This window comes from Mycobacterium sp. DL440 (assembly GCF_011745145.1).
Lineage (GTDB): Bacteria > Actinomycetota > Actinomycetes > Mycobacteriales > Mycobacteriaceae > Mycobacterium.
Genome location: NZ_CP050191.1, coordinates 1,403,931 through 1,425,820 on the forward strand (window position 1 = coordinate 1,403,931; position 21,890 = coordinate 1,425,820).

Consider the following 21,890-nt stretch of genomic DNA (forward strand, 5'->3'; position numbering starts at 1 on the left):
CTGAATTAGAGTGGATTTAACCCTCACGACAGCTAAGCCGTAGGCGAATTCTACGGCTCGCGTGGGCAGGTTCTTCAGATGGTGTGGTGAACGGAATATACCGCCTCGGTACGTTTGTGTACCACGATTTTCGGCAATCGCGTACGTCGATGTTCCGGCTCACTCGTATGCGGGCCATGCGGGGGAGCGAAGCGGCGGAACGGGGCCGATCGTTCGCGGGTGGCCGCCCTGCGACAATGGCGGCGTGACAGAAGGTGCGTTGTTGGGTCTGTGGATCGCCATTGCGGTCGTCGCTGTACTGGTCGTCGTCGCCCTCGCGGTGGGGGTGGTGCGTTACCGGCGGCGGCGGATCAGCCTGTCGGAACGAGACGACTCGAAACCGATCGACCGCTCTGGCGGCTATACGGCGTCCTCGGGCATCACGTTCAGCAAGTCGGATACGCCGACGCTCGAGCGCATCGACACCAGCGGACTGCCTGCGGTCGGCGATGACGCCACCATTCCGCGGGACGCGCCCAAACGCACCATCTCCGACGTTCAACTGCCAGAACCGCCGGTCGAGGCAGTCACACCCGATGCGCCGCCGGCGCCCGAGGCACCTGCAGACTCGGCGCCCGCCCCGGTAATCCCCGATGAGCCGGCCGCGCCGGAAGTGGCTGCCGAGCCCACCGAGTTGCCGGCCGAGGCTTCCGACGCCGTGGCCGCTGCCGTGGAGGACATCGCCCCGGCCGAAGGGCGCATGGACCGCTTGCGGGGCCGCCTCGCCAAGTCCCAGAACGCGTTGGGGCGCAGCATGCTCGGGCTGCTCGGCGGAGGTGATCTCGACGAGGACTCGTGGGAGGCCGTCGAGGACACCCTGCTGATCGCCGACCTGGGCCCGGTGGTCACCGAGTCCGTTGTCGCGGCATTGCGTGAGCGGATGGCCAGCAAGGGTGTGCGCAGTGAGGCCGACGCGCGCGCGGTGCTGCGCGAGGTACTGATGTCGGAGCTGCGGCCCGAATTGGACCGTTCGATCAAGGCACTGCCACACGCCGATAAGCCGTCGGTGCTGTTGGTCGTCGGTGTGAACGGCACCGGCAAGACCACCACAGTGGGCAAGCTGGCGCGGGTTCTGGTCGCCGACGGGCGTCGCGTCGTGCTCGGCGCGGCCGACACATTCCGCGCCGCGGCCGCCGATCAGTTACAGACCTGGGGCGCGCGCGTCGGCGCGGAAGTGGTGCGGGGGCCTGAAGGTGCGGATCCGGCATCGGTCGCGTTCGACGCCGTCGACGAGGGCATCAAGGCCGGCGCTGATGTCGTCGTCATCGACACGGCGGGCCGCCTACACACCAAGACCGGTCTGATGGACGAACTCGGCAAGGTCAAGCGGGTGGTGGAGAAGCGCGCCGCCGTCGACGAGGTGCTGTTGGTGCTCGACGCCACCATCGGCCAGAACAGCCTGCCGCAGGCCAAGGTGTTTGCCGAGGTCGTGGACATCACCGGGGTGGTGCTGACCAAGCTTGACGGCACTGCCAAGGGCGGCATCGTGTTCCGGGTTCAGCAGGAACTCGGCGTACCGGTCAAGCTCGTCGGACTCGGTGAAGGGCCCGACGACCTGGCACCGTTTGAGCCCGCGGCGTTCGTCGACGCCCTGCTGGGCTAGAAAAACCAGGGAATCGCACGGTGTAACACCGGCGAAACGTCGCCTGCCCATCCGTTCACACGAGCGAAACGTGGCGGCGTCGTAGCTGAAACATCCACTCAGCATTGTCTTGACCAGGTCAATGGCTGCAAATCCTTGCGGCCGTGGTGTGGTGAAGGAGGAAACTGCGAGTGGAGCAATTCCCGATAATGGGTGCACCGGATACCGGTGACACGGCATGGATGCTGGCCGCGGCCGCACTTGTGCTGTTGATGACGCCGGGTCTGGCCTTCTTCTACGGCGGCATGGTGCGCGCCAAGGGCGTGCTCAACATGATCATGATGAGCGTCAGTGCGATGGGTGTCGTCACGGTCCTGTGGGCGTTGTACGGCTACTCGGTTGCGTTCGGTGACAACACCGCAGGCGTGATCGGCGACCCCGGGCAGTTCTTTGGTCTCAAGGGTCTGATCGGAGCGAACGGCTCACCCGATGCGCCCATCGCGTTGGTCGGCACGATCCCGGCCACCGTGTTCGTGGGTTTCCAGCTGATGTTCGCGATCATCACGGTCGCCCTGATCTCCGGTGCCGTCGCCGACCGCATCAAGTTCGGCGGCTGGCTGCTGTTCGCCGCGCTGTGGGCGACCGTTGTCTACTTCCCCGTCGCGCACTGGGTATTCGATTTCGACGTCAAGGGGTCCGACGGTGAGACCGTGATCCACCACGGCGGCTGGATCGCCAACCAGCTCAAGGCCATTGACTTCGCCGGCGGCACCGCGGTGCACATCAACGCCGGCACCGCGGGCCTGGTCCTGGCCATCATCCTCGGTAAGCGGCTCGGTTGGCCCGGTACGCCGATGCGCCCGCACAACCTACCCTTCGTGATGCTCGGCGCCGGCCTGCTGTGGTTCGGCTGGTACGGCTTCAACGCCGGTTCTGCGGTGTCGGCCAACGGAATTGCCGGTTCGACCTTCGTCACGACCACGGTGGCCACCGCGGCGGCCATGTTGGCCTGGCTGCTCACCGAGCGCATCCGCGACGGGCACGCCACTTCACTGGGAGCCGCATCGGGAATCGTTGCCGGACTGGTGGCCATCACCCCGTCCTGCTCATCGGTGAATGTCGTGGGCGCGCTCGTCATCGGTGTTACCGCGGGCGCCCTGTGCGCCCTGGCGGTCGGCTTGAAGTTCAGGTTCGGTTTCGACGATTCGCTCGACGTGGTGGGCGTCCACCTGGTGGGCGGCATCGTCGGCACGTTGCTGGTCGGCCTGGTGGCGACGAAGGAAGCACCTGCAGGTGTGGCCGGTCTGTTCTACGGTGGCGGGTTCGATCAACTGTGGCGACAGGCGGTCGGGGCCGGTGCTGTTCTGCTCTATTCGGCGGTGGGTACCGCTATCTTGGCGTTGATTGTCAAATACACCGTGGGCCTGCGCCTGGACAAAGAAGAGGAGGCATCCGGTATCGACGAGTCCGAGCACGCTGAGAGCGCTTACGACTTCGTCGCTGTCGGAACCGGTTCTGTTCTTGGTCGTCACGGCGGGGAGGAATAAGGGAATATGAAGCTGATCACTGCGATCGTCAAGCCGTTCACGCTGGAGGATGTCAAGACCGGCCTGGAGCAGACGGGCATCCTGGGGATGACGGTCAGCGAGGTACAGGGCTACGGCCGGCAGAAGGGCCACACCGAGGTCTACCGCGGTGCCGAGTACTCGGTGGACTTCGTGCCCAAGGTCCGGGTGGAGGTGGTCGTCGACGATTCCGCGGTCGACAAGGTCGTGGACGTCATCGTGCAGGCCGCCCGCACCGGCAAGATCGGCGACGGGAAGGTCTGGGTCAGCCCGGTCGACACCGTTGTCCGTGTCCGCACCGGTGAGCGAGGAGCTGACGCCCTGTAGCCGGAGCGTCTGTCGAGACGTCTTCTCCCGGCCGGGAATCGCGTGAGCACTACCCGGGATTGGCCGGGGGAGGAGTCGAAATGACAGAGGACAAACCAGAATCCGCCGGAGCCTCTCCGCAGGAGGCTTCGGCGGGTTTGTCTCGGCCCGCCACCGATCTGGTGGCGGCCACCCAGCAGTTGCTGTCCGGCGGATCTCGTCAGCTGGATGCGGCCGGTCTGCGGGAGGCATTACTCGATCTGCACGAATTCTGGCTCACCACAAAGGCTGCCGAGATCGGGATCACGGCCACCAGTGGGTTCGCCATCGTGGCCACCGGTGGTCTGGGCCGCGGCGAGATGTTGCCGTACTCCGACCTCGACCTCATGTTGCTGCATGACAACATGCCTGTCGAGCTGGTCTCTGAGGTGGCCGAAAAACTCTGGTATCCCTTGTGGGACGCCAATATCCGCATCGATCACAGTGTGCGCACCGTGCCCGAAGCCCTGAAGGTGGCGGGTGAGGACATCGCGGTGGGTCTGGCGATGCTCGACGCCCGTCATATGGCCGGTGACGCCGATCTGTCGGCACTACTGGTCGGCGGGGCGCGCCGGCAGTGGCGGATCGGAATCGCCTCGCGATTCGACGGGCTCGTCGAGCACGCGCAGGCGCGGTGGCAGCGCAGCGGCCAGATCGCGCACCGCGCCGAGCCTGACCTGAAGTCGGGCCGCGGCGGTCTACGGGACGTACAACTGCTCAACGCGCTCGCGATAGCGCAACTGGCCGACGTGTATCCGAGTCGGGCCCTGGCTTCGCCGACCGGAACGCTCGGCGGTGCCCACCTGTCCTTGCTGAATATGCGCACCGAACTGCACCGCGCCTCCGGCCGTGGCCGGGAACTGTTGTTGGCCCAGCATGCCGATGAAATCGGCGCGGCTCTGCGGATCGGAGACCGGTTCGATCTGGCCCGCACTCTGTCGGACGCGGCCCGGACCGTGAGCTACTACGTCGACTCCGGTATCCGCACCGCCGCCAACGCCTTACCCCGGCGCGGTTTCGCCGCGCTTCGCCGCCCGGTGCGCCGCCCGCTCGACGAAGGAGTGATCGAATTCGCCGGTGAGGTGATCCTGGCCCGCGACGCGCGGCCGGAACGCGATCCGGGTCTGATCCTGCGGGTCGCGGCGGCGTCGGCCGGTACCGGGCTGCCGATGGCGGTATCCACGCTGAGCAGGCTGGCCGAGACCGCACCCGAACTGCGTACCCCGTGGCCGCGTCAGGCCCTCAAGGACCTTCTGGTGTTGCTCGCGTCGGGCCCCGCAGCGGTGGCCACCATTGAAGCCCTGGACCGCACCGGTCTGTGGGGCCGGCTGTTCCCGGAGTGGGGTGCGGTGCGGGACCTGCCGCCGCGGGACGTCGTGCACACCTGGACAGTTGACCGGCACCTGGTCGAAACTGTCTCGCGAGCAAGTGCTTTCACCACCCGGGTGTCACGCCCTGATCTGCTGCTGCTGGGTGCACTGTGCCACGACATCGGCAAGGGTCGCGGCGGCGACCACAGCGTGATCGGTGCCGAGTTGGCCACCCAGATCGGCACCCGGCTGGGTCTGTGGCCATCGGACATCGAGGTGCTGTCGAAGATCGTCCGGTACCACCTGCTGCTGCCAGACACCGCGACGCGACGAGATCTGCAGGACCCCAAGACCATTGATGCGGTGACCGATGCGCTCGGTGGGGACATGGTGCTGCTGGAGCTGCTCCATGTCCTGGCCGAGGCCGACTCACTGGCCACCGGTCCCGGGGTATGGGGGGACTGGAAGGCATCGCTGATCGGTGACCTGGTGCGACGCTGCCGGTTGGTGATGGCCGGTGAACCGTTGCCGGAACCCGATCCAATCGACCCGCGGTTCATGGTGTTGGCTGCTGACGCCGGCGTCCACGTCGAGCTCACCCCGGGCGACAGCCCACACATCTACAACGTGACGATGATCGGCGCGGACCGGCGCGGCCTGCTGTCCAAGGCGGCCGGCGTGCTGGCGCTGAACTCCCTGCGGGTCCACTCGGCGTCGGTCAACAGCCACGAGGGTTCGGCGATCAACACCTTCGCGGTGTCTCCGCACTTCGGTGCGCCACCACCTGCCCAACTGCTGCGCCAGCAGTTCATCCTCGCGCTCGACGGCGAACTGGACGTGATCGGTGCGCTGGAACGCCGCGACCACGAGGCCGCCCAGCATCCGACAACCCGCGCCGGCGAGATCCTGGCCTCGGTGCCGGCCAACCACGTGCCCGCCCCGCCACGCATCCTGTGGTCGCCAGGCACGGCTCCCGAAGACCTGATCGTCCAGATCCGTACGATCGACCGGTCGGGTCTGTTGGCACGGCTGACTGCGGTATTCGAGCGCGACGGTGTGGATGTTGCCTGGGCGAAGGTGACCACGCTGGGGTCTTCGGTGGTCGATGTCTTCTGTATCACGGCGTCGGCGCTGGCCGGCGGCGAAGCGCGACGGGCCGCGATTCGCGAGGAGTTGGAGCGCGACATGCTGGCGATCCTGCCTGCGCCGCCTCCGGCCAAGCCGGCGAAGCCGGCCGAGCACGCCAGCTGATCCGCGGCCCGCGGCGCGCGGCCACGTCTCAAATCCCGGGCCGCTAGGCTTACCACGTGTTTGAGAGCCTGTCTGACCGGTTGACCGGAGCCCTGCAAGGCCTACGCGGCAAGGGGCGGTTGACCGACGCCGATATCGACGCCACGGCGCGCGAGATCCGGTTGGCCCTGCTTGAGGCCGACGTCTCGCTGCCCGTGGTGCGTGCCTTCGTCGCGCGCATCAAGGATCGTGCCAAGGGTGCCGAGGTCTCTGCCGCACTGAATCCCGCGCAGCAGGTGGTCAAGATCGTCAACGAGGAGCTGATCGGCATCCTCGGCGGCGAGACCCGTCAGCTGGCCTTTGCGAAAAACCCGCCGACGGTGATCATGCTCGCCGGTCTGCAAGGTGCGGGTAAGACCACGCTTGCCGGCAAGCTGGCGAAATGGCTTAAGGGACTGGGCCACACCCCGTTGCTCGTGGCGTGTGACCTGCAGCGGCCCGGTGCTGTCAACCAGCTGCAGATCGTGGCCGAGCGCGCCGGGGTGGCCTCCTTCGCCCCGCATCCGGGCACCTCACCGGGTGGCCTCGGGATCGGTGGCCACGGCGACCCGGTGGCCGTCGCGTCGGCCGGTATGGCCGAGGCCCGAGCCAAGCACTACGACGTCGTCATCGTCGACACCGCGGGCCGGCTGGGTATCGACGACGAGCTGATGGGCCAGGCCGCGGCCATTCGCGCCGCCGTCAACCCCGACGAAGTCCTGTTCGTGCTCGACGCGATGATCGGTCAGGACGCCGTCGCCACCGCCGAGGCATTCCGCGAGGGCGTCGGCTTTACCGGTGTCGTACTGACCAAGCTCGACGGCGACGCTCGTGGTGGCGCGGCCTTGTCGGTCCGTGAGATCACTGGTGTGCCGATTCTGTTCGCCTCCGCAGGGGAGAAGCTCGAAGACTTCGATGTCTTCCACCCCGACCGGATGGCCAGCCGCATCCTGGGCATGGGCGACGTGCTCACCCTCATCGAGCAGGCCGAGCAGGTCTTCGATCAGCAGAAGGCCGAGGAGGCCGCGGCCAAGATCGGCTCCGGAGAGCTGACGCTGGAGGACTTCCTCGAGCAGATGCTGGCGATCCGCAAGATGGGCCCGATCGGAAACCTGCTGGGCATGCTGCCCGGGGCGGGGCAGATGAAGGACGCGCTTGCCGCGGTCGACGACAAGCAGCTGGACCGGGTGCAGGCCATCATCCGCGGCATGACCCCGGCCGAGCGGGCCGATCCCAAGATCATCAACGCCTCCCGCCGGCTGCGCATCGCCAACGGTTCCGGTGTCGCGGTGTCGGAGGTCAACTCGCTCGTCGACCGGTTCTTCGACGCCCGCAAGATGATGTCCTCGATGGCCGGCCAGATGGGCATGCCGTTCGGCCGCAAGAACGCGCCGCGCAAGGCCGGCAAGGGCAAGAACAAGCAGGCCGGTAAGGGTAAGGGCAAGGGTCGCGGCCCGACACAGCCGAAGAACCCGTTTGGCGCAGCCGGGGCGATGCCTGCTGGTTTCCCGGACTTGTCGAACATGCCCAAGGGCCTGGACGAACTGCCGCCCGGCCTGGCCGATTTCGACCTGTCGAAGCTGAAGTTCCCCGGCCAGAAGTAGTCCGGTGCTCCACGCGCTGCACCTCCGGGGACGCGGCCTACCCGACGGCGAAGAAGTGCAGTGGTGGATCCACCAGGGTGTGCTGTCAGCGGAGCCCGTCGCCAACGCCGAGACCGTCTTCGACGGTGGCTGGATCATTCCTGGCCTGGTCGACGCACACTGCCATGTCGGTCTGGGCCCGGGCGGGGCAGTCGACATCGACGAGGCGGTCACCCAGGCGGAGACCGAACGGGACGCCGGTGCGCTTCTGCTGCGTGATGCCGGATCGCCGGTGGACACCCGCAGCTTCGACGACCGTGAGGACCTGCCGCGGATCATCCGGGCCGGACGGCACCTCGCGCGCCCCAAGCGCTATTCGCCGGGGTTGCCGATCGACATCGAGGACGAGTCGCAACTGCCCGCGGCCGTGGCCGAGCAGGCCCGGTGGGGCGACGGCTGGGTGAAGCTGGTTGGTGACTGGATCGACCGGGGGGTCGGGGACCTGGCACCGCTGTGGTCCGACGAGATCCTCAAAGCCGCGATCGACGCGGCCCACGACGAGGGGGCGCGGGTCACCGCGCACGTATTCGGTGAGGACGCGCTGCCCGGACTCATCAAGGCCGGAATCGACTGCATCGAGCACGGTACCGGGATCACCGATGACGCCATCGAACTGATGCTCGACCACGGCACAGCATTGGTGCCCACCCTGATCAACATCGACAATTTCCCCGGCATCGCCGATGCGGCCGGCAAGTACCCGGCGTACGCCAAGCACATGCGTGACCTGTACGCGTCCTGCCGCACCCGGGTCGGCGCGGCCTACGAGGCCGGGGTGCCGATTTTCGCGGGCACCGACGCCGGCGGCATGATCGCCCACGGCCGTATCGCCGACGAGATCGACGCGCTCAAGGGCATCGGGATGAGCCCAACCGCCGCTCTGGGGGCGGCCAGCTGGGATGCGCGGGCCTGGCTGGGCCGGCCGGGGCTGGAGCACGGGGCATCGGCCGACCTGGTCTGCTACACCGAGGATCCGCGGCACGGTGGTGTCAGCCACCCCGACCTGGTGATCCTGCGCGGTCGGGTGTTCTGATCTTTCGGCGAGCAGACGCTTAGGTACCCGAAATCCAAGCGCGTTCTCGGGTATCTACGCGTCTGCTCGCGGGGTGGGGCTCAGTACACGTCGCGCAGATAGCGGTGGGTTTTGATCAGGTCGTTGACGTAGGCGTGCGCCGCATCGGCATCCATCGAGCCGTTGTCGGCGATGATCTCATGCAGGGCGGCGTCGACGTCCTTGGCCATGCGGTCGGCATCACCGCACACGTAGAGGTATGCGCCGTCCTGGAGCCACGCGAACAACTCGGCTGAGTTCTCCCGCATGCGTTGCTGCACATATACTTTCGTATCCTGATCGCGGGAGAAGGCCGTGTCCAGCCGGGTGAGCGTGCCCGACTCGACGAATTCGGTCAGCTCGTCACCGTAAAGGAAATCGGTGGCGCGGCGCCGGTCCCCGAAGAACAGCCAGGACCGGCCCGGTGCGGCGGCGGCCTGTCGCTCCTGCAGGAACGCCCGGAACGGCGCGATACCGGTACCCGGCCCGATCATGATGATCGGCACATCGTCGGCGGGCAGCCGGAAATGATGGTTGGGGCGCAGGTGAACCCGAACTGTCTGCGTGCGCTCGGCCAGATAGGTCGTGGCCACGCCGCCGTGTTGGCGGTCGGCGGCGGAGTAGCGCACGGTGGCTACGGTCAGATGGATGTGATCGGGATGTACCAGTGGGCTCGAGGCGATCGAGTAATCGCGGAACTGCAACGGGCGCAACGTTTCTACGACCTCATCGACCGTCAGGTCGGCACGCCGGATGAGGTCGAGGACATCCTCGCCATAGGCGGCGGTCCCGGCCAGGTCCTGCAGTGCTCGCGAGGGCGTCCGGATTTCCAGGTGCTCGGTGAGCAGGACACCCAAGGTCTCGTCCGCGTCGGCGATCCGGTGTTCGGGGCCCACCTTGAATTCGGCCAGGATCGCCGCCACCAGGCCGGGATCGTTGTTCGCGTGGACGGCCAGTGAATCGCCGGCCTGGTAAGTGATCCCGGCACCGGTGAGGTCGAGCTCGTAGTGGCGTACCTCCTTGTCGGATTCTGCCGCGGTGAGCAGTCGATTGACTGTCAGGGCGGCCAAGAAGGGGCGGTTGCGTTCCTGCGGGCGAAGTGGGGGATCGGCCGGGGCGGTCTCTACGACGGCGACGGGCGCGGCTGGGCCGGCCTGGGCTGCGGTGAGCTGTTTGACGAGGTCGGTGGTCCAGGCCGCGGCAGGTTCCTCGTAGTACCCGTCGACGTCGATCCGGTCGGCGATCCTGCTGGCGCCCAGCTCCTCGAGTCGCGCATCAAGGAGTTTGCCTGCGTTGCAGAACAATTCGTAGGACGTGTCGCCCAGGGCGAGGATTGCGAAGCTCATGTGTTCCAGCCGCTCGGTGGAGGCACTGATCGCCTCCCAGAACAACGTGGCGGTATCGGGGAACTCGCCGTCGCCGAACGTTGATGTGACCACGATGAAATGCGTTGCGGTACTGAGCTGGCCGAGTTCCACCTGGTTGAGTTCGACGGCTTCGGCAGGAATTCCGGCGGCGGTGGTGGCCTCGGCGAACGACATCGCAGCGTCTTCGGCGTTGCCCATGTCGGTGCCGTACGCGACCACCAACGAGAACTCACGGTCGGACACATCGGCTCCCCTCGTCGCGCGCGGGCACTGCACACGAATTTAGGGTGACCTTAGTTTGATGCGAGTCCCGATGGGGCCCTACCTTTTACCATCGATGGTCAGTGTGAGAAACCGTAGTCGAACAAATCGATCGCCTGACCGTACAGATCGCCGGTGCCGTACATCTGCACGACCACCAGGCGCCGGTTACCGCGTTGGGCAGCACCGATATACGTCTTGCGGGCCAGGTCCGTGTATCCGGTTTTGCCGGCGAGGTCACCGGGATAGCGTGCGAGCAGTTCGTTCTGGTTGGTCAGGGTCTTGCCGGGGAACTGGGCCGAGGGCTGGCGCATGATCTGCGCGATCAGCGGGTAGGTCAGCGCCGCGCGGAGGATCACCGCGAGGTCGTGCGGCGTGGTGACGGTTTCCCAGCCGGGGCCGTCGAGGCCGGACGGTGAGGAGGCCCGGGTGTTTCGGGCGCCGACGCTGGCCGCTTTGCGGGTCATCGCCGCGACCGTGGCGGGCTGACCACCGAGCATGTCCGCGAGCATGTTCGCCGCATCGTTGCCCGACACCATGAGCAGCGCTTCGAGCAGTTGGCGGGTGGTGTAGGGCTGTCCAGGGGTGAGGCCCACGCACGAGCATTCGACCTTGGTGTGGGACTGGTTCGCCCTGGCGAAATTGTCGGGCCGGAGGTGGTCCAGCACCACCATCGCCAGCAGTGGCTTGATGGTGCTCGCCGGGGCGTACGAGCCGTTCGGGTCCTTGGATGCCAGGACTTGGCCGGTGTCCATGTCGGCGACCAGCCAGGCCTTGGCCGGCCCGTCGGGCATCTGGGCGCCGGCGGGCTGAACGCTTGGCTGCGCGTTCGCGGCGGGCGCGACCGAGAGCACCGCGCCGAGGGCGAGCGCGGTCGCCGCGAACAGTCTTCGCACGGAAGGTGACGCTACGGAGCACAGGACTCGCTCAGCGCGCGATCAGGTTTCCGAATGGTTGCGATGGTTGCGACCATGAGTTGCCGACAGGGCTACAGCGTGCTGATGCCGGCCGAGCGGTCTTGGGCGAAACCCCAGTCCAACAGGCTGGTGGCCTGATCCCAGTAGGTCGGTCCGCCTTCCTTGACCAGTCCGTACATCATCGCGATCACCAACCGGCGGCCGTCGCGTTGCGCAGCGCCGACGAACGTCTTGCGCGCCACATCGGTGAAGCCGGTCTTACCGCCGAGCATGCCCGGATAGCGGCCGAGCATCTCGTCCTGGTTGACCAACGTGACCGGGCCAGTGGCACCGGGGAACGACGCCGACGGCGACGAGGTGATCGCGGCGAACACCGGATTGGCCAGTGCGGCGCGGAAGATCACGGCCAGGTCCCGCGGCGTGGTGGCCCCGTCGATGCCGGGCCCGTTCAGGCCCGACGGAGACCCGGCATGGGTGGCGTTCGCGCCGAGCGCGACGGCCTTGGCATTCATCTTGGCGACGGCGGCGACTTTGCCGCCGAGCATGTGCGCCAAGGTGTCGGCGGCGTCGTTGCCGGAGACAAGCAGCAAGGCGTCGAGCAGTTGTTGCATGGTGTAGGTGCGGCCGGCTTTGATCCCGACACAGGTGCACTCCACTTTCCCGTCGGCTTCGTCGGCGACGACGGTGGCGTCCAGCGGAAGTTCGTCGAGGGCTACCAACGCCAGCAGCGTCTTGATGGTGCTGGCAGGTGCGTGCGGAACGTACTGGTCCCTACCGGCCAGGATCTGGCCGGTATCCATGTCGGCGACGATCCAGGCCGGGGCGGGCCCGTCCGGGATGGGCGCCGCGCCGACCTGCTGCACGCCGGCGTCGGCCGAGGCGGTGGGGGAGCCGACCACAGCCCCGACTACAACTGAGGGAAGGAGCGTTGCGAGACAGAACGAGATTGCGCCGACGAGCCTGACCATGTGCACTGACCCTAAAGCGTGCATGTACCTCGCGCATAGGCGCCCGAGGAAGATTCGACGAATTCGAAGGGAGACCCCGTGGCTGAACCCGCCACCATGCCCGAGGCAGAACGCAAGTGGATGGTCGACACCTTGCTGGCGTTGCTACAGACCCCCAGCCCGTCGGGACGCACCGACGCCGTGATGCAGTTGATCGGCGATACTCTCAACGATCTCGGCGTGCCGTTCACCTTGACCCGGCGCGGTGCGTTGACCGCCGAGCTGCCGGGTGAGTCGCCAACCATCGACCGGGCACTGGTGGTGCACTCCGACACCATCGGGTGCATGGTCCGGGATCTGAAGGACAACGGCCGCCTCGAATTGGTTCCGGTCGGCACGTTCTCCGCGCGGTTCGCTGCAGGCGCCCGGGTGCGGATCTTCTCCGACGACCCCGACGAGTTCTTCACGGGCACGATCATGCCGCTCAAGGCCAGCGGGCACGCCTACGGCGACGAGATCGACACCCAGCCCACCGACTGGGATCACGTGGAGGTCCGAGTGGATCGCAACGTGTCGACGCGTGCGGATCTGGAGCGTCTGGGTCTGAACGTGGGCGACTTCGTCGCGCTGATCGCCAGCCCTGAACTCACCGAGGACGGATTCGTGGTGTCCCGGCACCTCGACGGGAAAGCGGGGGTGGCGGTTGCGTTGGCCCTGGCCAAGTCCATCGCCGAGCAGAAGATCGTGCTGCCGCACCGCGCGACGCTCATGGTGACCATCACCGAGGAGGTGGGGCACGGTGCCAGTCACGGGCTTCCACCCGATGTGGCCGAGTTGGTCTCGGTGGACAACGCGGTCTGCGCCCCCGGGCAGCACTCGATCGAGCATGGTGTGACGATCCCGATGGCCGATCTGCACGGCCCGTTCGACTATCACCTGACCCGCAAGCTCTGCCGCCTGGCCGAGGGGCAGGGCATCCCGTTCGCGCGTGATGTGTTCCGTTACTACCGGTCCGACGCGGCAGCTGCCATCGAGGCAGGCGCAGGTACCCGGGCGGCGCTGGTGGGGTTCGGTCTGGACGGCAGCCACGGCTGGGAACGGACTCACCTGGACTCGTTGGAAGCCACCTATTTATTGCTGAACGCCTGGCTGCAGACGCCGTTGACGTTCGAGGCGTGGGATTCCAGCCCGACCGGTGCGCTGCGTGATTTCCCGTCCTCGAAACAGCCGGCGCCCAGCGAGCAGTGGGTGCCGTTGTCCCGCGGTGACTTCACCGAGCCGGGCGACGCGGCGCCGGGAGAGCATTGGCCGCCTTCTGAGGGCCCGCAATCCTGACGCGGACATGAGGAGCAATCGGGACCGGTGGTGTTGAATCGAATGGTGCTGAGCCTGGAAGAGATTTCGGACCGTCTTGAGATCCAGCAATTGTTGATCGACTACTCCACGGCGATAGACCGCCGACTGTTCGATGACCTCGATGTGGTGTTCACCTCCGATGCTTACATCGACTACCGGGCAATGGGCGGTATCGACGGCCAATACCCGGAGGTCAAGGCCTGGCTGGCCGAAGTGCTGCCCAACTTCCCGGCCTACGCTCACATGCTCGGCAACTTCGATGTCCGGATCGAGGGGGACAAGGCCTCCTCCCGCACCATGTGCTTCAACCCCATGGTCCTGCCGGGGCTGGAGCAACAGGTGTTGTTCTGCGGCCTCTGGTACGAGGACGAGTTCGTGCGGACCGCCGACGGTTGGCGGATGAGCCGCCGCGTCGAGACCAAATGCTTCGACAAGGTCGTTTAGAGCCCGCGACGTGTGGCCCGACCGGCCGCCGCAATTTTGGTCAGTACTGCCTGCTCTGGCACAATTGGGCGCTGTCTGCCGCGCGACTCGTTCAATGTGCTGCGCGGCGGTCACACACGTAAGGCAAAACCGGATCGGGCAATTCCGCCCGCATCGCTGAATTGCAGCGTGACACTCAAGGAGAAGTGCTTACACATGGCTGTCAAGATCAAGCTCACCCGGCTTGGCAAGATCCGCAACCCCCAGTACCGCATCGCCGTCGCCGACGCGCGCACCCGCCGCGAAGGCCGCTCCATCGAGGTCATCGGCCGCTACCACCCCAAGGAAGAGCCGAGCCTGATCGAGATCGATTCGGAGCGCGCGCAGTACTGGCTGGGTGTCGGCGCCCAGCCCACCGAGCCGGTGCTGGCCCTGCTGAAGATCACCGGTGACTGGCAGAAGTTCAAGGGCCTGCCGGGTACCGAGGGCACGCTGAAGGTCAAGGAGCCCAAGCCGTCCAAGCTGGACCTCTTCAATGCGGCGCTGGCCGAGGCCGAGAGCGGCACCGGTGCCGCGGCTGTCACGCCCAAGAAGAAGAAGGCTCCCAAGAAGGACGACGCCGCCGAAGCTGAGGCGCCGGCTGCTGAGGCCGCTGCCGACAACGCTGCAAGCGAGAGCTGAGCATCGCAGTGAGTTCTGTCGTGGTCGACGCCGTCGAGCACCTGGTCCGCGGCATCGTGGACAATCCCGACGACGTACGTGTCGACATGGTCACCAGCCGCCGTGGGCGGACCGTCGAGGTGCACGTGCACCCCGATGACCTGGGCAAGGTCATCGGCCGCAGTGGCCGCACCGCCACCGCGCTGCGCACCTTGGTCGCGGGCATCGGTGGGCGCGGTATTCGCGTCGACGTGGTGGACACCGACCAGTAGCGTCGGATCCATGGACCTGGTTGTCGGGCGGGTTGTCAAAGCTCACGGCATTTCCGGTGAGGTTGTGGTCGAGGTCCGGACCGACGACCCCGATGCCCGATTTATCCCTGGCGTGGCCCTTCGGGGCCGCGCCAAGGGGGGTGCCGAGCGCACTTTCTCGGTAGATTCCGTGCGTGATCATGCTGGTCGGCTGCTGATTCGTCTGACTGGTATCGCCGACCGCAATGCGGCCGATGCGTTGCGCGGCACGGTGTTCATCGTCGATACCGCAGACCTGCCCGCGATCGATGATCCCGACGAGTTCTACGACCACGAGCTCGAAGGCCTGCGGGTCGTCACGGTCGACGGCGCCGCGGTGGGGGCGGTCCGTGAGGTACTGCACACCGCGGCCGGAGAACTGCTGTCAATCAAGGCCGATGCCGATGGCCGCGAAATACTCGTCCCGTTCGTCAGCGCGATCGTCACGTCGGTGTCCCGCGACACCGGAACTGTCGTCATCGACCCTCCAGACGGTCTGCTGAATCTGGACCTGGTCTAGAAGGTGCGCAACTGTGCACATTGATGTCCTCACCATCTTCCCGGCCTACCTCGATCCGATCCGGCAGGCGTTGCCGGGCAAGGCGATTGACGCCGGAATACTCTCTGTCGCCGTGCATGACCTGCGGAACTGGACCCGTGATGTGCACCGGTCGGTGGACGACTCGCCGTACGGCGGCGGACCGGGGATGGTCATGAAAGCGCCAGTCTGGGGCGAGGCGCTCGACGAAATTTGTTCTGAGCAAACCCTTCTGGTCGTGCCGACCCCGGCGGGGCGCCCGTTCACCCAGGCCGTTGCCGAGCGCTGGAGTGCGGAGTCGCACCTGGTTTTCGCGTGCGGGCGGTACGAGGGGATCGACCAGCGGGTGGCCGACGATGCCGCCCACCGGATGCGGGTCGAAGAGGTTTCCATCGGTGACTACGTGCTGAACGGGGGCGAGTCGGCGGCGCTGGTCATGATCGAGGCGGTGGTCCGGTTGATGCCCGATGTATTGGGTAATCCCGCATCACACCAACAGGACTCGCATTCCGACGGCCTGCTGGAAGGGCCCAGCTATACCCGTCCGCAGAGCTGGCGCGGGTTGGAGGTGCCCGATGTGCTGCTGTCGGGGGATCACGCCAAGATCGCGGCGTGGCGGCATGAGCAGTCGCTGCAGCGCACGCGCGAGCGCAGGCCGGACTTGCTCGACGAACCCTAGATCCGGCCGCCGGGGAACATCGTCTTGACGGCGGCGGTGATGGTGTCGCGTGCAGTGGCGGCATTGGTGGGCTGAAGTGAGCCGATCACCATGATGAAACGACGGTCAGGACCGACCACACCGGTCGACAGATGCATCCAGTCCGAACCGATACAGCACATCCATCCCTGCTTGACTGCGACCGGTTCGGCGTAAAGGCCTTCGGGGATGCCGAATCGCTGGGGGTAGGTTCCGCCCGGTTGCGTGCCGTCGATGGCGTCCGGCGTGGACTGGGCGAGGTTGGACAGGATGACGTTGGCCTGTTCGGCGGGCAGACCGCCGCTGCCGTTCATCATCATGTCGTAGTAGCGCACCAGGTCGGCCGCGGTGCTGATGGTGTTCCACCACCGCCCGTCGCTCGGTGGCCGCGTCGAGCCCAAGCCGTAGCGGGCAGCCACCCGGTTGACGATCGCGCTGCCGCCGCTGCGGTACCAGAAGACCTCGGCGGCGCTGTCGTCGGACGACCGCAGCATCACGTCGAGGTTCTCGCGGTCCTCGGGGCTGAGGACGGTCTGGCCATTGGCCTCCTGCAGAAGCAGATCGTCGGCGATGAACAACTTCACCACCGACGCAATGGCGATGGTGGTTCCGTTTCCGTTGGACACCAGCTGCCCAGTGTTGCGGTCGAGGACCAGCACGGTGATGTCGGCGCCGGCGTCGGCCGCGTCCTCGGTGGCCTGTTGCGCGCGGTCCTCGATTCCCTTGAAGGATGCGGCGGGTTCGCCGGGCGATGCCTCGGGCAGCGGGGCCATGCCACCCTGGGGAACGACGACGGTCAGCTGCGGTGCACCGGCCGGGACTGGGGGAGTTCCGTACACGCGGGCTTCGCAGCCAGCGGTGACGACGGCCATGGCGACCACTACGGTCACGCTGGTTGCGCTCGCCATCTTCAGTTTCGACGGCCGCCGTCGCATGGTCCTCCTTGAACCGTCAACAAGATCCGATGGGCTCTGCAGGACCGGCGCATCGGTGGATGAAGCCTAACCGTTCATCTTGTGGCCCGCGTCGTTAGCGGCGCTCGCAGTATGGTGCAGTAGTCGGGGCACAAAGATGGACCGACCCGCCGGATTTCACGGTATGGGGACCCATCTGGCACAATTGAGCAGTTGTCTGCGCAGGGCTGGGCCGCGGCTTGTCCGTGTTCAGCTGCGAGATGCAACCCGATACACCCGAAAATAGCTTCGGCTGCGCGAATTGTCCGCGCCTACCCGGAGCAGCGAACAACAAGGAAGTGTCACCGATGAACACGCTGGACTTCGTCGATCAGGCGTCGCTGCGCGACGACATCCCGACCTTCAGCCCCGGCGACACCGTGAACGTTCACGTCAAGGTGATCGAGGGCTCGAAGGAGCGCATCCAGGTTTTCAAGGGCGTCGTGATCCGTCGCCAGGGCGGCGGTATCCGCGAGACCTTCACCGTGCGTAAGGAGAGCTACGGCGTCGGCGTCGAGCGCACGTTCCCGGTGCATTCGCCCAACGTCGATCACCTCGATGTCGTGACCCGTGGTGACGTGCGTCGCGCCAAGCTCTACTACCTGCGCGAACTGCGTGGCAAGAAGGCGAAGATCAAGGAAAAGCGCTGAGCGCGTTGCTCCGCCTGACGATGCTCTCGTCGCGGGACCGGTCACGACGCTCGCTACTGTGGTGCCTGTGACCGGACCCACCGACTCTGCCGACGCGCGTTCGGAGGGCAGCATCGAATCCGATCCGCATCTCGACTCTGGCTCAGAGCAGTCTCCGGACGCGTCCGAGGACGACTCGCAGGACGCATCCGAGGACGAGTCGCCCAAGGGTAAGCACTCCACGGCCCGCGAAATCGCCATTCTGGCGACCATCGCCCTGGTGCTCTATTACGTGACGCTGACGTTCATCGCGCGTCCGTATCTGATTCCGTCGGAATCCATGGAACCCACGCTGCACGGCTGTGCCGGCTGCGTGGGTGACCGGATCATGGTCGACAAGGTCACTTACCGGTTCTCCAAGCCGGAGCCCGGCGATGTGGTGGTCTTCAAGGGCCCGCCGTCGTGGAACATCGGCTATAAGTCGATCCGGTCGGACAACACCGCGATCCGCTGGGTGCAGAACGCCCTCTCGTTCGTCGGCTTCGTGCCGCCGGATGAGAACGACCTGGTCAAGCGCATCATCGCAGTGGGCGGCCAAACGGTGCAGTGCCGTGCCGATTCCGGTCTGACAGTCGACGGTAAACAGCTGAACGAGCCTTATCTGGACCCGGCCACCATGATGGCCGACCCCGGAATCTATCCGTGCCTGGGCCCTGAGTTCGGTCCGGTCAGCATCCCGCCCGACCGGTTGTGGGTGATGGGCGACAATCGGACTCATTCGGCCGATTCACGGTTCCACTGCAGCAATCTGCCCGCCGACGGGCAAAAAGGCCTGTTGTGTACCGGCGATCCGATGGCCGGCACCGTTCCGGTGGAGAATGTGATCGGAAAGGCACGGTTCATCGCCTGGCCACCGTCCCGGTGGGGCGGAATCAATGGCGTGAACCCACAGACCGACTCCTAGGAGCTGCCCTGTGCCGCCAGCGGTGAAGACGTCGTGGCCGCCTCGCACGGTGATCCGGAGGTCATCCGGACTACGCACCCTGGAATCAGCGCTGTATCGCAACGGCCTCGGCCCGGTCGCCGGGGTAGACGAGGTAGGCCGCGGGGCCTGCGCGGGACCGCTGGTGGTGGCGGCGTGTGTGCTCGGTCCCAACCGGATGGACAGCCTGGCCTCTCTCGACGATTCCAAGAAGCTGGTCGAGCGGGAGCGGGAGCGGCTGTTTCCCCTGATTCGCCGGTATGCGCTGGCCTATCACGTGGTGTTCATCCCGTCCGATGAGGTGGACCGCCTCGGTGTTCACGTGGCCAATATCGAGGGCATGCGGCGTGCGGTGGCGGGACTGTCCCTGCGCCCCGGATATGTGTTGTCCGACGGGTTCCGGGTTCCGGGCCTGGCAGTGCCCTCCTTGCCGGTGATCGGGGGAGATGCCGCGGCCGCCTGTATCGCAGCGGCCAGCGTGCTGGCCAAGGTCAGCCGGGACCGGCTGATGGTCGAGATGGAGCAGCACCATCCCGGCTATGGGTTCGCCGAGCACAAGGGGTACAGCACGCCCGCGCACTCCGCGGCGTTGACGGAGTTGGGGCCGTGTTCGGAGCACCGCCACTCGTATGTGAACGTGCGGCGGGCCGCAGAGACGGCAGATGTGCGGCGGGCCGCTGAGATGACAGACGTGCGACGGGATGTGGCACCAATGCGGCATGCTGAAGTGGCGTACGCAAAGATGGTCGACAGGGCATCAGTACAACGAGAAGGACAGCACACCAGATGAGCGCCGAGGATCTCGAGAAGTATGAAACCGAGATGGAGCTCTCGCTTTACCGCGAATACAAGGACATCGTCGGGCAGTTCAGCTATGTCGTCGAGACCGAGCGCCGGTTCTACCTGGCCAACAGTGTGGAGCTGATTCCGCGTAACTCCGAGGGCGAGGTCTATTTCGAGTTGAGGCTCGCCGATGCCTGGGTATGGGACATGTACCGTCCGGCCCGGTTCGTCAAGCAGGTGCGGGTCATCACGTTCAAGGACGTGAACATCGAAGAGGTCGAAAAGCCCGAATTGCGGTTGCCGGAGTAGCGGCGGACAGGGGGCGAGCGGTGGCGAAGGTCATTACCGGGGACGATATTCGCCGTCGCGCCGACGCGGTGCTGACGCGCTTGCCCGAGGTCCGCACGTGGCAGGAGCCGCTGTACCGCAGTCTGCATCAGAATCCCGAACTTTCGCATCAGGAAAAACGTACTGCCGGGGTGGTGGCCGAGCGCCTGCGTCAGTCCGGGCTGACCGTCCACGAAGGTGTCGGTGGAACCGGTGTGGTCGGTGTTCTTGGTAACGGCGACGGCCCCCGGGTGCTGATGCGCGCGGATATGGACGCGCTGCCGGTGACGGAGGCAACGGTGCTGCCGTACGCGAGCACTCGCGACGGGGTCATGCACGCCTGTGGTCATGACGTCCACGTGACGTGTCTGCTGGGTGCGGCGGAATTGTTCGCCCACGCCACGGATCACTGGCGTGGCACCATGATTGCGGTGTTCCAGCCCGCCGAAGAGGTCGGCGATGGAGCCCGCGGCATGGTCGATGACGGTCTGGCCGATGTCGTCGGCCCGGTCGATGTGGCGTTGGCCCAGCACGTTTTTCCGGTGCCGGCCGGGGAACTGCGGACCCGCAGCGGCCCGGTGTTGTCTGCGGCCGACAGCCTGCGTATCACGGTCTACGGCCGTGGCGGGCACGGTTCGATGCCACAGGCCACGGTGGATCCGGTGGTGCTGGCATCGATGATCGTCATCCGCTTGCAGACCATCGTGTCCCGCGAGGTTGATCCGAGCCAGACGGTCGTACTGACCGTCGGCAGCATTCAGTCGGGGACCAAGGGCAACGTCATCGGCGATCACGCAGTACTCGAACTCAACCTGCGTACCTTCGACGAATCGGTGCGCACCGCGGTGCTCGCCGCGATCCGGCGCGTGGTAATCGCCGAGTGCCAGGCTTCTGACTCCCCGCGAGATCCCCAATTCGCGTTGTACGAGAGCTTTCCGCTGACCGTCAACGACGATGCGGTGACGGCTCGTGTCGAGGCCGCGTTCAGTGAGTACTTCGGTGACCGGGCGCAGACCATGCCGGCCGGGTCGGCCAGTGAAGACTTCAGCGACATCCCGGCTGCGCTGGGAGCGCCCTACACCTATTGGGGCTTCGGCGGCATCGACGGGGAGACCTTCCGCGCGGCGGTGGCCGCCGATCGCGCTCGCGTGGACATACCGGTGAACCATTCACCGCGGTTCGCCCCGGTACTCCAGCCGACCCTGGACACCGGTACCGAGGCGCTGGTGGTGGCCGGCCTCAGTTGGCTTTAGCCGCCAGGTGCTCGTCGAAGAAGGCGAACACCCGCGACCAGGCATCGGCGGTGGCGGCCTCGTTGTAGCCGAAGCCGGTGATCCGCAGAAACGACTGCCCGGGCAACTGGTTGGCGAAGCTGTGCCCGGCGTCGGGGTACACCTTGATGTCGGCCGGGATGTTCTTGTCGTCGACGACGCGCTGGAGGCGGGCGGGCGCGCCGATGCCCAACGGATCGCGGTGGCCGAAGCTGGCCACGATCGGGCACGACGCGTCCAAAGTCTGGGCGAGTCCCCGTGGCAGCGGGGTGCCGTAGAACGGTGCGGCGGCGCCGAATCCTTTGGGGCCCAGCACAAGCGCGAACTGGCCGCCCATGCAGAAACCCGCGATGCCGACGGTCCCGGTGCACTGCGGGTGCGCACGCAGATGATCGCGAGCGGCCAGGATGTCGTCGAGCGCCCGGCCGCGCTGGGTCATCAATTCCCGCATCACCCGGGTGATGCACCGGGCCCGACCGCCGCGCGCGTAGAGATTCGGTGTGAGCGCGAGATAGCCGGCGGCCGCGACGCGTTCGGAGACCGCCTCGTTGTCGGGGGCGTAGCCGATCGCGTCGTGGATGATCACCACCCCGGGCCACGGTCCTTCGCCGCTGGGGAGGCTGAGCAGAGCGTCGATGGGGCCGGCTGGGGTATCCATCGTGATCGTCGTCACCCGACCGAGGGT

22 protein-coding genes are annotated in these 21,890 nt (G+C 66.4%); 17 read left to right on the forward strand and 5 right to left on the reverse strand.

The annotated features are described in order from the left end of the window. Nucleotides 1-244 precede the first annotated feature (244 nt). The 6 genes from ftsY to HBE63_RS06990 all read left to right on the forward strand — a co-directional run bounded on the left by ftsY (nt 245) and on the right by HBE63_RS06990 (nt 8,786). Complete coding sequence (ftsY, locus tag HBE63_RS06965; protein WP_371814934.1) at nt 245-1,642, forward strand: signal recognition particle-docking protein FtsY; 1,398 nt, start codon at nt 245-247, stop codon at nt 1,640-1,642. Between the two features lie 170 nt (nt 1,643-1,812). After that, entirely contained in the window at nt 1,813-3,168 is a 1,356-nt protein-coding gene (locus HBE63_RS06970) for an ammonium transporter (RefSeq protein ID WP_166904101.1), read from the forward strand. A gap of 6 nt (nt 3,169-3,174) precedes the next feature. After that, nucleotides 3,175-3,513 carry a P-II family nitrogen regulator gene (locus HBE63_RS06975; protein ID WP_003881099.1) on the forward strand — a complete coding sequence of 113 codons (339 nt, stop codon included), beginning with the start codon at nt 3,175-3,177 and terminating at the stop codon, nt 3,511-3,513. Between the two features lie 80 nt (nt 3,514-3,593). Beyond that, on the forward strand, nt 3,594-6,092 hold the full coding sequence (locus HBE63_RS06980; RefSeq protein ID WP_166904102.1) for a [protein-PII] uridylyltransferase: 2,499 nt from the start codon (nt 3,594-3,596) through the stop codon (nt 6,090-6,092). Between the two features lie 56 nt (nt 6,093-6,148). After that, a complete protein-coding gene (ffh, locus tag HBE63_RS06985; RefSeq protein ID WP_166904103.1) occupies nt 6,149-7,714 on the forward strand; it encodes a signal recognition particle protein in 1,566 nt (521 codons plus the stop codon). Between the two features lie 4 nt (nt 7,715-7,718). Beyond that, a complete protein-coding gene (locus HBE63_RS06990; RefSeq protein WP_166904104.1) occupies nt 7,719-8,786 on the forward strand; it encodes an amidohydrolase family protein in 1,068 nt (355 codons plus the stop codon). Nucleotides 8,787-8,866: 80 nt separating this feature from the next. Here HBE63_RS06990 and HBE63_RS06995 read toward each other — a convergent pair whose 3' ends face one another. The 3 genes from HBE63_RS06995 to HBE63_RS07005 form a co-directional block, all read right to left on the reverse strand. Beyond that, entirely contained in the window at nt 8,867-10,369 is a 1,503-nt protein-coding gene (locus tag HBE63_RS06995) for a sulfite reductase flavoprotein subunit alpha (RefSeq protein ID WP_243858693.1), read from the reverse strand. A gap of 143 nt (nt 10,370-10,512) precedes the next feature. Beyond that, complete coding sequence (locus tag HBE63_RS07000) at nt 10,513-11,328, reverse strand: D-alanyl-D-alanine carboxypeptidase (protein WP_166904106.1); 816 nt, start codon at nt 11,326-11,328, stop codon at nt 10,513-10,515. Between the two features lie 92 nt (nt 11,329-11,420). Further along, nucleotides 11,421-12,317, reverse strand: coding sequence for a D-alanyl-D-alanine carboxypeptidase family protein (locus tag HBE63_RS07005; RefSeq protein WP_166904107.1), 897 nt, complete (start codon nt 12,315-12,317; stop codon nt 11,421-11,423). A 96-nt stretch (nt 12,318-12,413) separates the two neighbouring features. On the opposite strand from HBE63_RS07005, the gene HBE63_RS07010 reads away from it, so the two are divergent. The 6 genes from HBE63_RS07010 to trmD all read left to right on the forward strand — a co-directional run bounded on the left by HBE63_RS07010 (nt 12,414) and on the right by trmD (nt 16,242). Then, entirely contained in the window at nt 12,414-13,631 is a 1,218-nt protein-coding gene (locus HBE63_RS07010) for an osmoprotectant NAGGN system M42 family peptidase (protein ID WP_371815013.1), read from the forward strand. 45 nt (nt 13,632-13,676) lie between these two features. Continuing rightward, nucleotides 13,677-14,096: a nuclear transport factor 2 family protein gene (locus HBE63_RS07015; protein WP_166909478.1), complete on the forward strand. Its 420-nt coding sequence runs from the start codon at nt 13,677-13,679 to the stop codon at nt 14,094-14,096. A gap of 195 nt (nt 14,097-14,291) precedes the next feature. Further along, nucleotides 14,292-14,756, forward strand: a complete 465-nt coding sequence (gene rpsP, locus HBE63_RS07020; protein ID WP_166904109.1) for a 30S ribosomal protein S16 — start codon at nt 14,292-14,294, stop codon at nt 14,754-14,756. An 8-nt stretch (nt 14,757-14,764) separates the two neighbouring features. After that, complete coding sequence (locus tag HBE63_RS07025; protein ID WP_166904110.1) at nt 14,765-15,007, forward strand: RNA-binding protein; 243 nt, start codon at nt 14,765-14,767, stop codon at nt 15,005-15,007. A gap of 10 nt (nt 15,008-15,017) precedes the next feature. Next, nucleotides 15,018-15,545: a ribosome maturation factor RimM gene (gene rimM / locus HBE63_RS07030; RefSeq protein WP_166904111.1), complete on the forward strand. Its 528-nt coding sequence runs from the start codon at nt 15,018-15,020 to the stop codon at nt 15,543-15,545. A gap of 13 nt (nt 15,546-15,558) precedes the next feature. After that, nucleotides 15,559-16,242 (forward strand): tRNA (guanosine(37)-N1)-methyltransferase TrmD, encoded by a 684-nt coding sequence (gene trmD, locus HBE63_RS07035; RefSeq protein WP_166904112.1) that lies wholly within the window; start codon nt 15,559-15,561, stop codon nt 16,240-16,242. Here trmD and HBE63_RS07040 read toward each other — a convergent pair. Then, nucleotides 16,239-17,195, reverse strand: a complete 957-nt coding sequence (locus HBE63_RS07040; protein WP_166904113.1) for a serine hydrolase — start codon at nt 17,193-17,195, stop codon at nt 16,239-16,241. The genes trmD and HBE63_RS07040 overlap by 4 nt on opposite strands. A 326-nt stretch (nt 17,196-17,521) precedes the next feature. On the opposite strand from HBE63_RS07040, the gene rplS reads away from it, so the two are divergent. The 5 genes from rplS (at nt 17,522) to HBE63_RS07065 (ending at nt 21,187) form a co-directional block, all read left to right on the forward strand. Continuing rightward, nucleotides 17,522-17,863, forward strand: coding sequence for a 50S ribosomal protein L19 (gene rplS, locus HBE63_RS07045; protein WP_166904114.1), 342 nt, complete (start codon nt 17,522-17,524; stop codon nt 17,861-17,863). 67 nt (nt 17,864-17,930) lie between these two features. Then, nucleotides 17,931-18,806: a signal peptidase I gene (gene lepB, locus HBE63_RS07050; protein WP_208301317.1), complete on the forward strand. Its 876-nt coding sequence runs from the start codon at nt 17,931-17,933 to the stop codon at nt 18,804-18,806. A gap of 22 nt (nt 18,807-18,828) precedes the next feature. Continuing rightward, complete coding sequence (locus HBE63_RS07055; RefSeq protein WP_166909480.1) at nt 18,829-19,614, forward strand: ribonuclease HII; 786 nt, start codon at nt 18,829-18,831, stop codon at nt 19,612-19,614. Next, complete coding sequence (locus HBE63_RS07060) at nt 19,611-19,916, forward strand: DUF2469 domain-containing protein (protein ID WP_003881082.1); 306 nt, start codon at nt 19,611-19,613, stop codon at nt 19,914-19,916. The genes HBE63_RS07055 and HBE63_RS07060 overlap by 4 nt, the downstream gene beginning before the upstream one ends. Nucleotides 19,917-19,984: 68 nt before the next feature. Next, nucleotides 19,985-21,187, forward strand: a complete 1,203-nt coding sequence (locus HBE63_RS07065) for an amidohydrolase (RefSeq protein WP_166909482.1) — start codon at nt 19,985-19,987, stop codon at nt 21,185-21,187. Here HBE63_RS07065 and HBE63_RS07070 read toward each other — a convergent pair. Then, nucleotides 21,174-21,878: a dienelactone hydrolase family protein gene (locus HBE63_RS07070; RefSeq protein WP_166904116.1), complete on the reverse strand. Its 705-nt coding sequence runs from the start codon at nt 21,876-21,878 to the stop codon at nt 21,174-21,176. The two genes, HBE63_RS07065 and HBE63_RS07070, sit on opposite strands and share 14 nt — an antisense overlap. Nucleotides 21,879-21,890 lie beyond the last annotated feature (12 nt).